The organism is Saccharopolyspora sp. ID03-671 (assembly GCF_045278815.1).
In the GTDB taxonomy this organism is placed as follows: Bacteria; Actinomycetota; Actinomycetes; order Mycobacteriales; family Pseudonocardiaceae; genus Saccharopolyspora; species Saccharopolyspora ipomoeae.
Genome location: NZ_CP134054.1, coordinates 5,771,150 through 5,784,627 on the forward strand (window position 1 = coordinate 5,771,150; position 13,478 = coordinate 5,784,627).

The 13,478-nt window shown below is 70.0% G+C and carries 12 protein-coding genes; 10 read left to right on the plus strand and 2 right to left on the minus strand.

Annotated elements, in window-relative coordinates:
* Nucleotides 1–16 precede the first annotated feature (16 nt).
* The 3 genes from REH65_RS26700 (at nucleotide 17) to nusB (ending at nucleotide 2,216) form a co-directional block, all read left to right on the plus strand.
* Nucleotides 17–1,114 carry a M24 family metallopeptidase gene (locus tag REH65_RS26700; protein ID WP_406689601.1) on the plus strand — a complete coding sequence of 366 codons (1,098 nt, stop codon included), beginning with the start codon at nucleotides 17–19 and terminating at the stop codon, nucleotides 1,112–1,114.
* Nucleotides 1,115–1,197: 83 nt separating this feature from the next.
* The gene (efp, locus tag REH65_RS26705) at nucleotides 1,198–1,764 is read left to right on the plus strand and encodes an elongation factor P (RefSeq protein ID WP_093423648.1); all 567 of its coding nucleotides are present in this window, start codon (nucleotides 1,198–1,200) and stop codon (nucleotides 1,762–1,764) included.
* The gene (gene nusB / locus REH65_RS26710; protein WP_281453789.1) at nucleotides 1,761–2,216 is read left to right on the plus strand and encodes a transcription antitermination factor NusB; all 456 of its coding nucleotides are present in this window, start codon (nucleotides 1,761–1,763) and stop codon (nucleotides 2,214–2,216) included. Before efp ends, nusB begins: the two co-directional genes overlap by 4 nt.
* Before the next feature lie 202 nt (nucleotides 2,217–2,418).
* On the opposite strand, the gene REH65_RS26715 is transcribed toward nusB, so the two are convergent.
* On the minus strand, nucleotides 2,419–2,907 hold the full coding sequence (locus REH65_RS26715) for a transcriptional regulator (RefSeq protein ID WP_010311046.1): 489 nt from the start codon (nucleotides 2,905–2,907) through the stop codon (nucleotides 2,419–2,421).
* A 288-nt stretch (nucleotides 2,908–3,195) separates the two neighbouring features.
* On the opposite strand from REH65_RS26715, the gene pyrR reads away from it, so the two are divergent.
* The 7 genes from pyrR to pyrF all read left to right on the plus strand — a co-directional run bounded on the left by pyrR (nucleotide 3,196) and on the right by pyrF (nucleotide 11,975).
* Nucleotides 3,196–3,786, plus strand: coding sequence for a bifunctional pyr operon transcriptional regulator/uracil phosphoribosyltransferase PyrR (gene pyrR / locus REH65_RS26720; protein WP_281453788.1), 591 nt, complete (start codon nucleotides 3,196–3,198; stop codon nucleotides 3,784–3,786).
* Complete coding sequence (locus REH65_RS26725; protein WP_281453787.1) at nucleotides 3,786–4,718, plus strand: aspartate carbamoyltransferase catalytic subunit; 933 nt, start codon at nucleotides 3,786–3,788, stop codon at nucleotides 4,716–4,718. Before pyrR ends, REH65_RS26725 begins: the two co-directional genes overlap by 1 nt.
* Nucleotides 4,719–4,797: 79 nt before the next feature.
* Nucleotides 4,798–6,096 (plus strand): dihydroorotase, encoded by a 1,299-nt coding sequence (locus REH65_RS26730; protein ID WP_281453786.1) that lies wholly within the window; start codon nucleotides 4,798–4,800, stop codon nucleotides 6,094–6,096.
* Nucleotides 6,096–6,614 (plus strand): transporter, encoded by a 519-nt coding sequence (locus REH65_RS26735; RefSeq protein ID WP_406689602.1) that lies wholly within the window; start codon nucleotides 6,096–6,098, stop codon nucleotides 6,612–6,614. Before REH65_RS26730 ends, REH65_RS26735 begins: the two co-directional genes overlap by 1 nt.
* Before the next feature lie 71 nt (nucleotides 6,615–6,685).
* On the plus strand, nucleotides 6,686–7,807 hold the full coding sequence (gene carA, locus REH65_RS26740; RefSeq protein ID WP_406689603.1) for a glutamine-hydrolyzing carbamoyl-phosphate synthase small subunit: 1,122 nt from the start codon (nucleotides 6,686–6,688) through the stop codon (nucleotides 7,805–7,807).
* Complete coding sequence (gene carB, locus REH65_RS26745) at nucleotides 7,807–11,121, plus strand: carbamoyl-phosphate synthase large subunit (protein ID WP_406689604.1); 3,315 nt, start codon at nucleotides 7,807–7,809, stop codon at nucleotides 11,119–11,121. Before carA ends, carB begins: the two co-directional genes overlap by 1 nt.
* Before the next feature lie 2 nt (nucleotides 11,122–11,123).
* On the plus strand, nucleotides 11,124–11,975 hold the full coding sequence (gene pyrF / locus REH65_RS26750; RefSeq protein ID WP_406689605.1) for an orotidine-5'-phosphate decarboxylase: 852 nt from the start codon (nucleotides 11,124–11,126) through the stop codon (nucleotides 11,973–11,975).
* Between the two features lie 335 nt (nucleotides 11,976–12,310).
* Here the strand turns inward: pyrF and REH65_RS26755 are convergent, their stop codons facing one another.
* The gene (locus REH65_RS26755; RefSeq protein WP_406689606.1) at nucleotides 12,311–13,180 is read right to left on the minus strand and encodes a DUF559 domain-containing protein; all 870 of its coding nucleotides are present in this window, start codon (nucleotides 13,178–13,180) and stop codon (nucleotides 12,311–12,313) included.
* Nucleotides 13,181–13,478: the final 298 nt, after the last annotated feature.

The window sequence follows — 13,478 nt, forward strand, 5'->3', positions numbered from 1 at the left end:
GGGTTAGGCTCCGAACATGTCCGAAACGCACGCCCATCGACGAGACGCGCTCCGCAGCCGACTGCGGGAGCGGGATCTGGACGCCCTGCTGGTGACCGACCTGCTCAACATCCGCTACCTGACGGGGTTCACCGGGTCCAACGCCGCGCTGGTGGTGCACGCCGCCGACGAGAACCGCACGGTGTTCTGCACCGACGGCCGCTACCTCACCCAGGCCGAGGAGCAGGTCCCGGACCTGGAGCGCGTGATCGACCGGGCGAGCGACGTGACGCTGGCGCAGCGCCTCGGGGAGGAGGCGACCGTCTACCGGCGGGTCGGCTTCGAGTCCCAGCACGTCACCGTCGACAACCGCGACGTGCTCGACGACGCCGCGGGCAAGTCCGAGCTGGTCCGCGCGCCGGGCGTGGTCGAGGGCCTGCGGCTGATCAAGGACGAGTCCGAGATCGACGCGCTGCGGATGGCCTGCTCCGCCGCCGACCGCGCGCTGGCCGACCTCATCGAGCACGGCGGGCTGCGCCCCGGGCGCACCGAGCTGGAGGTCGCCCGCGAGCTGGAGGCCCGGATGCTGGACAACGGCGCGGCCGGGCCGTCCTTCGAGACGATCGTCGCCACCGGCGCCAACTCCGCCGTCCCGCACCACCGGCCCACCGACGCGGTCCTGACCTCGGGGGACTTCGTCAAGATGGACTTCGGCGCGCTGGTCGACGGCTACCACTCGGACATGACCCGCACGGTCGTGCTGGGCAAGCCGGCCGACTGGCAGCGGGAGATCTACGAGCTCGTCCGCGCCTCGCAGGCCGCCGGGCGGGCGGCCGTGAAGGTCGACGCCGAGGTCCGCGACGTCGACTCCGCGGCCCGTCAGGTGATCACCGACGCGGGGTACGGGGAGCGGTTCCTGCACGGCTTGGGACACGGCGTGGGCCTGGAGATCCACGAGGCGCCCACGTTGTCGCAGCGCGGGGACGGTAGAATCGCCGAGAGGATGGCGGTCACCGTCGAGCCTGGCGTCTACCTGGCCGGGCAGGGCGGGGTCCGTATCGAGGACACACTGGTCGTGCGTCCAGGCACGCCGGAGCTCCTCACCCTGACGACCAAAGAGCTCGTCGAAGTCTGACGCACGACGGGTGCGCGGAACTTCGCCGGAGCCCCGCTGCGGCCCGGCGCAACACCAAGCCATCACCACAGGAGAACCCCCACGTGGCTTCCACGAACGACCTGAAGAACGGACTGGTGCTCAACCTCGACGGCCAGCTGTGGTCCGTCGTCAACTTCCAGCACGTCAAGCCCGGCAAGGGCGGCGCCTTCGTCCGCACCACCCTCAAGAACGTGCTCTCCGGCAAGGTCGTCGACAAGACCTTCAACGCCGGGGTGAAGGTGGACACCGCCAACGTCGACCGCCGCGAGATGACCTACCTGTACTACGACGGCAACGACTACGTCTTCATGGAGCCGGACACCTACGAGCAGGTCAGCGTGTCCGCCGACGTCGTCGGTGACGCCGCGAACTACATGCTGGAGAACAGCCAGGTCGTCGTCGCCCGGCACGAGGACGCGCCGCTGTACGTCGAGCTGCCCGCCTCGGTGGAGCTCGTCGTCGAGCACACCGACCCGGGCCTGCAGGGCGACCGCTCCACCGGCGGCACCAAGCCGGCCAAGCTGGAGACCGGTGCCGAGATCCAGGTGCCGCTGTTCCTCAACACCGGTGACAAGGTCAAGGTCGACCCGCGCGACGGCCGGTACCTCAGCCGCGTCAACTCCAAATGAGCGGCTCGCGCAGCAAGGCTCGTAAGCGCGCGGTCGACTTCCTCTACGAGGCCGACCTGCGCGAGACCGACGCCGTCACGCTCATGTCCGACCGGATCGGCGGGCCCGAGACCCCGCCGGTGCCGGACTACACGATCATCCTGGTCGAGGGCGTGACCGAGAACAGGGAGCGGATCGACGAGCTGCTCACCCAGCACATCGAGGGCTGGACGCTCTCGCGGATGCCGGTCGTGGACCGCGCGGTGCTGCGGCTGGGCCTCTACGAGCTGCTGTGGTGCCCGAAGGGCGACGTGCCGCCGGTGGTGGCGGTCGACGAGGCGGTGGAGCTGGCCAGGGCCCTGTCCACCGACGACTCGCCGCGCTTCGTCAACGGCGTCCTCGGCCGCCTCGCCGGCATCCGGGACCGCTTGCGCAAGACCCTCCCGAAGCAGGAGGAGACTCCGGTCGACTGACCACGAGCCGCGAAGAGGGGCACCTGCCGATGGCGGGTGCCCCTCTTCGCGCGCTCACCCGATCGGCGGTAGGCCGCCGTTGCCCAGAGCGAGCACCGGTCGATCGCGTCTGCGGCCGATCGGGTGATGGGCTGAAAAGCCCAGGGGCACCCGTCGCGGCGTCGCCGCTGGGTGCCCCGGTCCGCTTCTTATCGGTGTGATGTCACTCCTCGCGGGCAGGGCGCGCCTCAGGGGGAAGCACACCCCAGTCGATGAGCTGCTCGGTGAGCTCGCCCGGCGTCATGTCGTAGATGATCGCCAGGGAACGCAGGTCCTCGGTGCGGATGGACAGCACCTTGCCGTTGTAGTCACCGCGCTGGCTCTGGATCGTGGCCGCGTAGCGGGCCAGCGGACCCACCTTCTCCGCAGGCAGTTGTTGCAGGCGCTCGAGGTTGATCACGACCTTGGTGGCCGGTTCGGCCCCCGACGGCACGCGGCCCTCGGGAAGCAGCTCCGCGACCGGCACGCCGTAGAAATCGGCGAGCTCGGCCAGCTTCTGCACGGTCACCGCGCGGTCGCCTCGCTCGTAGGACCCGACGACCACGGCCTTCCACCGTCCGCCAGACTTCTGCTCGACGCCGTGCAGCGACAGACCCTGCTGCTGGCGGATAGCGCGGAGTTTGCTGCCCAGCGCCTTGGCGTAGTCGCCCATGTGGCGTTTCTCCGTTCGTTCGCCCCGTCAGCCGATAACGGCGACCGGGGAGCAAAGCTCAGATCGATACGGAGAGTAATGTTCGCTCGCGAGCGTCACCAGGTCAAGTTGGTCTTCGGTGCCGATGTGGCGAGGACCAACACACCACCCGGTCGATTGACCCGTTGTCGCTGATAGCGTACGGGTCAGCCCGGTGATGCGCAGGTTCATCCCGAACCCGGATTGCGGGGCAGCTCACACACCATCCTTTAAGGACCCGTCCAGTGAGGCGGAGAAGGAGGTCGCACCGTGGCGTCTCGCCATCAGGCGAGCGCGGCGGAACCGGCAGGGCAGCGGGAGCTGCTTTCCGCCGGTGACGTTGCGCGCACGATAGCCCGAATCGCGCACCAGATCATCGAGAAGACCGCGCTGGACACCTCCGACGAGCCGGTCGTGCTGCTGGGCATCCCCACCAGGGGAACGCCGCTGGCCAGGAGGCTCGCCGACAAGATCAGCGAGTTCAGCGGGGTGACGGTGCCCGTCGGCACCCTCGACATCACGCTCTTCCGCGACGACCTGCGCACCCAGCCCAACCGGCCGCTGGAGCCCACGAACCTCCCGCCCGGGGGGCTCGACGGCAAGCTGGTCGTGCTCGTCGACGACGTGCTCTTCTCCGGCCGCACCGTGCGCGCCGCCCTCGACGCCCTGCGCGACCAGGGCCGCCCCCGCTCGGTCCAGCTGGCCGTGCTGGTCGACCGCGGCCACCGCGAGCTGCCGATCCGCGCGGACTACGTGGGCAAGAACATCCCGACCTCCCGCAGCGAGGACGTGGCCGTGCAGCTGTCCGAAACGGACGGCGAGGACCGAGTGGTGATCCACAAGGCACAGGAGGAGGTGTGATGCGCCACCTGCTGTCCACTGAGGGCCTTCCCGCCGCCGACGCGACCGCCGTGCTCGACACCGCCGACACGCTCAAGCAGACGCTGCTGGGGCGCGAGGTGAAGAAGCTGCCGACGTTGCGCGGGCGCACCGTGGTGACGCTGTTCTACGAGAACTCCACCCGGACCAGGGTTTCCTTCGAGGTCGCCGGGAAGTGGATGAGCGCCGACGTGATCAACGTCTCGGCGTCGAGCTCCTCGGTCGGCAAGGGCGAGTCCCTCCGGGACACCGCGCTGACCCTGTCGGCCGCGGGCGCCGACTGCGTGATCATCCGGCACCCGGCCTCGGGGGCCGCGCACCGGCTCGCAGAGTGGCTGGAGGCCGACGGCACCCAGGTCGTCAACGCGGGCGACGGGATGCACGAGCACCCCACCCAGGCCCTGTTGGACGCGGCGACCCTGCGGGAGCGCCTGGGGGACGTCTCAGGGCGCCGCATCGGCATCGTGGGCGACCTGCTGCACAGCCGCGTCGCGCGGTCCAACGTGCACCTGCTGCGGACGCTGGGCGCCGAGGTGACGCTCATCGCGCCGCCCACGCTGGTGCCCACCGGCATCGAGCACTGGGGCGCCGAGGTGCGCCACGACCTCGACCCGGAGCTGCCCGGCCTGGACGCGGTCATGCTGCTGCGGGTGCAGGCCGAGCGGATGCACGGCGGGTTCTTCCCGTCGGCCCGCGAGTACTCGATCGCCTACGGCCTCAACGAGAAGCGGCTGGCGAAGCTGCCCGAGCACGCGGTCGTGCTGCACCCGGGCCCGATGCTGCGCGGCATGGAGATCGCGCCGTCGGTCGCCGACTCGCCGCGCGCCGCCATCACCCAGCAGGTCGGCAACGGCGTGCACGTGCGGATGGCGGTGCTCTACCACCTGCTCGCGGGAGAGGAGCTCGCCGCATGAGCGGTCCACAAGAAACCGCGAACCGAGACGTTGAGCGATACGCCACCACAACTGCGAATCGCGGAGAGGCGGGTTGCGCATGAGCCGGGTGCTGATCAAGGACGTGCGCCCCTACGGCGAGGGCGAGCCGGTCGACGTGCTCGTCGAGGACGGGCTCATCGCCGAGATCGGCGCGGAGCTGTCCGCCGACGCCGACGAGATCGTCCACGGCTCCGGGGCCGTCGCGCTGCCCGGTTTCGTGGACCTGCACACCCACCTGCGCGAGCCCGGCCGGGAGGACGCCGAGACGATCGAGACCGGCTCGGCGGCCGCTGCCCTGGGCGGCTACACGGCCGTGTTCGCGATGGCCAACACCGACCCGGTCGCCGACAACGCGGTGATCGTCGAGCACGTGTGGCGCCGGGGCCGCGAGATCGGCCTGGTCGACGTGCACCCGGTCGGCGCGGTCACCGTCGGCCTGGCGGGGGAGAAGCTCGCCGAGCTGGGCACCATGCGCCACTCCGCCGCCGAGGTGCGGGTCTTCTCCGACGACGGCAAGTGCGTGCACGACCCGCTGCTGATGCGTCGGGCGCTGGAGTACACCCGCTCGTTCGGCGGGCTCGTCGCCCAGCACGCCGAGGAACCGCGGCTGACCGTCGGCGCGCAGGCCCACGAGGGCCCCAACGCCGCCCGGCTGGGCCTGGCCGGCTGGCCCGCCCCGGCCGAGGAGTCGATCGTGGCGCGGGACTGCCTGCTGGCCGCGCACACCGGAGGCACGCTGCACGTCTGCCACGTCTCCACCGCGGGCACCGCCGAGCTGCTGCGGTTCTTCAAGGGCCGCGAGACCGGCGGCTCGGTGTCGGCCGAGGTGACGCCGCACCACCTGCTGCTCACCGACGAGCGGCTGCAGACCTACGACCCGGTCAACAAGGTCAACCCGCCGCTGCGCACCGACGACGACGCGCTGGCGCTGCGCCGGGCGCTGGCCGACGGGACCGTGGACTGCGTGGCCACCGACCACGCCCCGCACGCCGCCCAGGACAAGGACTGCGAGTGGTCCGCGGCCAAACCGGGCATGCTGGGCCTGCAGACCGCGCTGGGCATCGTGACGCGGACGATGGTGCGCTCCGGCCTGCTGGACTGGCGCGGTGTGGCGCGGGTGCTCTCCGAGCGCCCCGCCGAGATCGCCGGCCTGACCGACCAGGGGCGGCCGATCGCCGTCGGCGAGCCCGCCACCCTCGCGCTGGTGGACCCGGACGCCGAGTGGACGGTGCGCGCCGCCGAGCTGGCGAGCCTGGGGCAGAACTCCCCCTTCGAAGGGATGCGGCTGCCCGGTCGGGTCGTCGCGACGTTGCTGCGCGGTGCGATCACCGCGCACGAGGGCAAGGTGAGGCGCTGATGGAACGCACGCTGTGGGTGCTCGCGCTCGCCGCGCTGGCGGCGCTGGTGTTCTTCGGGATGCGACGCGGCTGGCTGGCCCGAGCCCGACGACAGGAGGCCGAGCTGCCTCCGTTCCCGGAGCGGCCGGCCGACCCCGGCGCCGAGACCCTCACCCCCGCCACCGGCATGTACATCGGCACGACCAAGGCCGACGACTGGCAGGACCGCATCGCGGTCGGCGACATCGGGCACCGCGCCAACGGGACCGCGCACCTGCACGCCACCGGCCTGCTGATCGAGCGCGACGGTGCCTCGGCGGTGTGGATCCCCGCCGAGTCCGTGGTGGACGCCCGGTTGGACCACAAGCTGGCCAACAAGGTCGTGCCCGGCGCAGGACTGGTGGTGGTGACCTGGCGGCTCGGCGAACAGCTGCTGGACACCGGATTCCGCGGCGACGACAAGCAAGCGCAGACCGAGTGGGTCGAGGCGGTTCGCGCCCTGCCCGCTCAGACTTCGAACCACAGGGAGGACGGATGAACGACGATCGCGAAGCTGTTCATCCGACCGACCGGGGTGTGGGGTACCCCCACACCAGCACAGGAGGACAAATGACCGCGCACACCCCGGCCGCGCTGGTGCTGGAGGACGGCCGGATCTTCCGCGGGGAGGCCTACGGCAAGGTGGGCCGCACCCTCGGTGAGGTCGTGTTCACCACCGGCATGACCGGCTACCAGGAGACGCTGACCGACCCGTCCTACCACCGCCAGATCGTGGTGCAGACGGCTCCGCAGATCGGCAACACCGGCTGGAACGACGAGGACGACGAGTCCGACAAGATCTGGGTCGCCGGCTACGCCGTGCGCGAGCCCGCCCGCCGGGCGTCGAACTGGCGCTCCACCCGCAGCCTCGACGACGAGCTGACCGAGCAGGGCGTCGTCGGCATCTCCGGGATCGACACCCGCACCCTGACCCGCCACGTGCGGGAGCTGGGCGCGATGCGCGGCGGCATCTTCTCGGGTCCGGAGCTGGGCTCCGACGAGCAGATGGTGGCCGCGGTGAAGGACTCCTCGGGCATGGTCGGCGCGTCCCTGGCGGGCGACGTCACCACCGGTGAGACCTACGTGATCCCCGCCGAGGGCCAGCAGCGGTTCAGGGTCGCGGCCCTGGACATGGGCATCAAGGCGAACACGCCGCGGATGATGGCCCAGCGGGGCATCGAGATCCACGTGATGCCGCTGGCGTCCACGATGGACGAGATCCTGGAGATCGCGCCGGACGGGCTGTTCCTGTCCAACGGTCCCGGTGACCCGGCGACCACCGACGCGCAGGTCGAGCTGACCCGCCAGGCCCTGGACCGCAAGCTGCCGCTGTTCGGCATCTGCTTCGGCAACCAGGTGCTCGGCCGCGCGCTGGGCCGCGGCACCTACAAGCTGCAGTACGGCCACCGCGGCATCAACATCCCGGTCATCGACCAGGAGACCGGCAAGGTCGCGATCACCGCGCAGAACCACGGGTTCGCCGTGGAGGGCGAGCCGGGCGAGGAGTTCGACACCGACTTCGGCCGCGCGATCGTCTCGCACCACTGCGCCAACGACGGTGCCGTCGAGGGTCTGCGGCTGCTCAGCGGCCCGGCCTTCTCCGTCCAGTACCACCCCGAGGCGGCAGCGGGTCCGCACGACGCCGCGCCCCTGTTCGACAAGTTCGTTGACCTGATGAGCGAGGCTCGGTAATGCCGAAGAGGACTGATATCAAGCACGTTCTGGTGATCGGTTCCGGTCCGATCGTCATCGGGCAGGCGTGCGAGTTCGACTACTCCGGCACCCAGGCCTGCCGGGTGCTGCGGGAGGAGGGCATCCGCGTCTCGCTGGTGAACTCCAACCCGGCGACGATCATGACCGACCCCGAGTTCGCCGACGCCACCTACATCGAGCCGATCACGCCGGAGTTCGTCGAGAAGGTCATCGACGCCGAGCGCCCGGACGCGATCCTGGCGACGCTGGGCGGGCAGACCGCGCTGAACACGGCGATCGCGCTGCACGACCGCGGCGTGCTGGAGAAGTACGGCGTGGAGCTCATCGGTGCCGACGTCGACGCGATCCAGCGCGGCGAGGACCGGCAGATGTTCAAGGACATCGTGCGCTCGGTCGGCGGCGAGGTGCCCTCGTCGAAGGTGTGCAAGTCGATGGACGACGTGCGTTCGTTCGTCGAGACCTCGGGTCTGCCGGTCGTCATCCGGCCCAGCTTCACCATGGGCGGCCTGGGCTCGGGCATGGCGCACACCGAGGAGGACCTGGAGCGGATGGCCTCGTTCGGCCTCGCCGAGTCCCCGGTGCACGAGGTGCTCATCGAGGAGAGCGTGCTCGGCTGGAAGGAGTACGAGCTGGAGCTGATGCGCGACCACGCCGACAACGTGGTGGTCATCTGCTCCATCGAGAACGTCGACCCGATGGGCGTGCACACCGGTGACTCGGTGACCGTGGCGCCGTCGATGACGTTGACCGACCGCGAGTTCCAGCACATGCGCAACGTCGGCATCGCGGTGCTGCGCGAGGTCGGGGTGGACACCGGCGGCTGCAACATCCAGTTCGCCATCAACCCCACGACCGGCCGCATGGTCGTCATCGAGATGAACCCGCGCGTTTCGCGGTCCTCGGCGCTGGCGTCGAAGGCGACCGGTTTCCCGATCGCCAAGATCGCCGCGAAGCTGGCCGTGGGCTACACGCTCGACGAGATCCAGAACGACATCACCGGCGAGACCCCGGCGTCGTTCGAGCCCACGCTGGACTACGTGGTCGTCAAGGTGCCGCGGTTCGCCTTCGAGAAGTTCCCGGGCGCCGACACCGAGCTGACCACGACGATGAAGAGCGTCGGCGAGGCGATGGCCGTGGGCCGCAGCTTCTCCGAGGCGATGGGCAAGGCCCTGCGGTCGATGGAGACGAAGTCGGTCGGGTTCTGGACCAGGCCGGATCCCGAAGAGGCCACGCTGCAGTCCGCTCTGGACGATCTGCGCACCGCCCACGACGGCCGGATCTACACCGTCGAGCGGGCGCTGCGCTTCGGCGCCACCGTCGAGCAGGTGCACGAGGCCTCGGGAATCGACCCGTGGTTCGTCGACCAGATCGCGGCGTGGGTGGAGCTGCGGCGCGAGATCGTCGACGCCCCGGTGCTGGACGCGACGCTGCTGCGGGTGGCCAAGCGGGCGGGCCTGTCGGACCGCCAGATCGCCGCGCTGCGGCCGGAACTGGCCGGTGAGGACGGCGTGCGCGCGCTGCGCCACCGGCTCGGCGTGCGCCCGGTCTACAAGACCGTCGACACCTGCGCCGCCGAGTTCGCGGCGAACACGCCGTACCACTACTCGGCCTACGAGTCCGACCCCGCGGCGGAATCGGAGGTCGCCGAGCAGCGCGACAAGCCGAAGGTGATCATCCTCGGCTCGGGCCCGAACCGCATCGGCCAGGGCATCGAGTTCGACTACTCGTGCGTGCACGCGGCGATGGCGCTGCGGGCCGCCGGGTACGAGACGGTGATGGTCAACTGCAACCCGGAGACCGTCTCCACCGACTACGACACCTCGGACCGGCTGTACTTCGAGCCGCTGACCTTCGAGGACGTCCTGGAGGTCGTGCACTCCGAGCAGAACTCCGGCACCGTCGCCGGCGTGATCGTGCAGCTGGGCGGCCAGACCCCGCTGGGCCTGGCGCAGCGGCTGGCCGACGCGGGCGTGCCGGTCGTGGGCACCCCGCCGGAGGCCATCCACCTCGCCGAGGAGCGCGGTGCCTTCGGCGACGTGCTGGTCGCGGCCGGTCTTCCCGCGCCGCAGTACGGCACGGCGACCTCGTTCGAGGGCGCCAAGCGCATCGCCGACGACATCGGCTACCCGGTGCTGGTGCGCCCGTCCTACGTGCTGGGCGGTCGCGGCATGGAGATCGTCTACGACGAGGCGTCGCTGGAGAACTACATCGCCCGCGCCACCGAGGTCACCCCGGAGCACCCGGTGCTGGTGGACAAGTTCCTCGACGACGCCATCGAGATCGACGTGGACGCGCTGTGCGACGGCACCGAGATCTACCTGGGCGGCGTGATGGAGCACATCGAGGAGGCCGGCATCCACTCCGGCGACTCGGCGTGCGCGCTGCCGCCGATCACCCTGGGGCGCCAGGACATCGAGATGGTGCGCCGCTCCACCGAGGCCATCGCGCGCGGTGTGGGCGTGCACGGCCTGCTCAACGTGCAGTACGCGCTCAAGGACGACGTGCTCTACGTGCTGGAGGCCAACCCGCGCGCCTCCCGGACGGTGCCGTTCGTCTCGAAGGCCACGGCCGCGCCGCTGGCCAAGGCCGCCGCGCGAATCATGTTGGGCGCCAAGATCTCCGAGCTGCGCTCCGAGGGCATGCTGCCCGCCGAGGGCGACGGCGCGGACCTGCCGGTCGACGCGCCGGTGGCGGTCAAGGAGGCGGTCCTGCCGTTCCACCGCTTCCGCACCCGCGAGGGTGCCGGGGTGGACTCGCTGCTCGGGCCGGAGATGAAGTCGACCGGCGAGGTCATGGGCATCGACACCTCGTTCGGCCAGGCGTTCGCCAAGTCGCAGGCCGGTGCCTACGGCTCGCTGCCGACCTCCGGCAAGGTGTTCGTCTCGGTCGCCAACCGGGACAAGCGCTCGCTGGTGTTCCCGGTGAAGCGGCTGGCCGACCTCGGGTTCGAGATCCTCGCGACCGAGGGCACGGCCGAGGTGTTGCGCCGCAACGGCATCACCTCCACCGTGGTCGCCAAGCACACCGAGTCGGTCGAGGGCGATCGCGACGTCGTCGACCTGATCAAGGCGGGCGAGGTCGACATGATCATCAACACCCCGTACGGCAACCCGGGTCCGCGGGTCGACGGCTACGAGATCCGCACGGCCGCGGTCTCCCGCGACGTCCCGTGCATCACCACCGTGCAGGGTGCGGCGGCGGCCGTGCAGGGCATCGAGGCCGCGATCGGCGGCAACATCGGCGTCCGGCCGCTGCAGGCGCTGCAGGCCGCGCTGCGGCAGGACGGTGAGTGACGATGGCTGACGCGCCGCTGCGCGCGGGGTTCGGCGCCCGGCTCACCGACGCGGTGAGCCGGCGCGGGCCGCTGTGCGTGGGCATCGACCCGCACCCGTCGCTGCTGCACGCGTGGCAGCTGGGGGAGAGCCCGCAGGCGCTGGAGCGCTTCGCGATGACGGTGGTGGAGGCGCTGGCCGACCGGGTGGCGCTGCTCAAGCCGCAGTCGGCGTTCTTCGAGTCCTACGGGTCGGCCGGTGTCGCGGTGCTGGAGAAGGTGATCGCCGAGTCGCAGCAGGCCGGTGCGATGGTGCTGCTGGACGTCAAGCGCGGCGACATCGGCTCGACGATGACGGCCTACGCGATGGCGTACCTCGACGAGCACGCCCCGCTGGCCGCCGACGCGATCACGGTCTCGCCGTACCTCGGCTACGGTTCGCTGGCCCCGGCCATCGGCATGGCCGAGCAGAACGGCAAGGGCGTGTTCGTGCTGGCCCGCACGTCGAACCCGGAGGGCGTGGGCCTGCAGCAGTCGGTCCACGGCAGCGGCGACACGGTCGGCCAGTACATCGTGGACTCGGCCGCCGAGACCAACCTGGGCAAGACCCCGATGGGGCACGTCGGCGTGGTGGCCGGAGCCACCATCCCGGCGGGAGAGCTCGACTTCTCCGACCTCAACGGGCCCATCCTCGCCCCGGGTCTCGGAGCTCAGGGCGCCACGCTCGAAGACCTGAAAGCCGTCTTCGGCCGAGCGCTGCCGCACGTCCTCCCGACGACGTCGCGAGACGTCCTCCGCCACGGCCCCGGCGTGAAGTCCCTCCGGGACACCCACGCCCGCCTCGCCGAGGACATCGACCACCAGCTCCACCTCTGACCCTCGGGTCCGGTCCGATCGGGGGCGTCCTCACCAAGAGGACGCCCCCGTTTCGCACCTCCACCCCAACCCTTGAACGAATCCCAACCCTCCCGTCCCATGGTGGGTCGGGACGAAGTTTTCATGAAAACTTCCCCCACTCAACAAACGGAACGTTTTCATGAAAACTTCCCCAACACCAACCCCCGAGCCGCTCAAAACACCTGGTGAACACGCGAATCCGTGAACTTGAAACAGATGTTTCCAGAGTCGTGTTTCATGGTGGAGGAGGGAAGTTTTCATGAAAACTTCGTCCACGTAGTAGAGGTGAGGTTTTCATGAAAACTGTCCCGTGTTCAGAGAGAGCTTCGGATTCGGTCGATGACCGAGTGGAGTGAGTGCTGGAGTTGGTCGTGGGTCACGACGATCACCGTCCACCCGGCCTCGGTGAGGCGAGCGCGTCGAGCGCGGTCCCTCTTGATCTGCGCGTGGTCTCCGTGCCACTGCCCGTCGTACTCCACTGCGACCCGTTGATCGACGAATGCCAGATCGAGCCGGGCGAGGAACCTGCCGTTGACCCAGACCTCGTGTTGCGGCACGGGAGTGAAACCGAGCAACGCGAGTTCGACGCGCAGCACGGACTCGGGGATGGACTCCGCGCGTCCGTCCAGCAGCGCAAACCGGTAACGGGCTTTGCGCACGCCGTCGTCCCTCCGGCCGCGCATGAACTCGCCGATCGCGCGTGACGTGATCAGTCCCTGGTGCAGGAGGGCGTCGCAACGCGCCACCGACATCGTGATCGGCCCCTTCCTGAGCAGGTCGAAAGCGGAGCGATCGATGTTCGCCAGGTTGATCCCGTTCCATGGCGCGTACTCGAACTCGTAGGTGCGCGAGGCCGAGCAGTCCAGACCTTTCCTGCGATGCGGCCCGGCCGGCCGGGGCACGAGTACATCGACGGGCGTCCGGAAGTCCGCGAGTCCATCAGCACCGTGCAACGTCGCCGCCGACAGGCCGGTGAGCACTGCTTCCGGGGGCAAGCCCTTCGCAGCGGCGAGGCATTTCAGCCGATGGGTCAGCCGAGTCCCCCTCAACGCGTACACGCCGGGAAGCACCCGCACGATTTCCGGGCTCCGCAAATCCCGGTCCTTCACACCGGCGGCCGCCGCGTTTCTCCTGGTCAACAACCCGTGCTCGTCGCACAGCGCCGCGAAGTCAGACTGTTCCATGTCCTGAAAGAGGCGAGAAGCCCCTCAGGAGATACACCCGAACACCGGAAATCACCGGATACGGCATGACCACCACACCTTCGGTCGACCTCGTGCCGGTGCATCCGATCTCTCGCGCGGTTGGGGGAGGGAAGTTTTCATGAAAACTTCGCCTTCGGAAGGTCAGCTCGTGAGCAGGATGTTCTCCGGGGAGCCGGCGCGCACCCGTGGGCGGGCACGCAGCTCACCCTCACCCCCACGCACCCGACGCTGCTGCGGATCTTCGAAACCCTCGGCGGTCACGTCCGGGCGCTGGGCA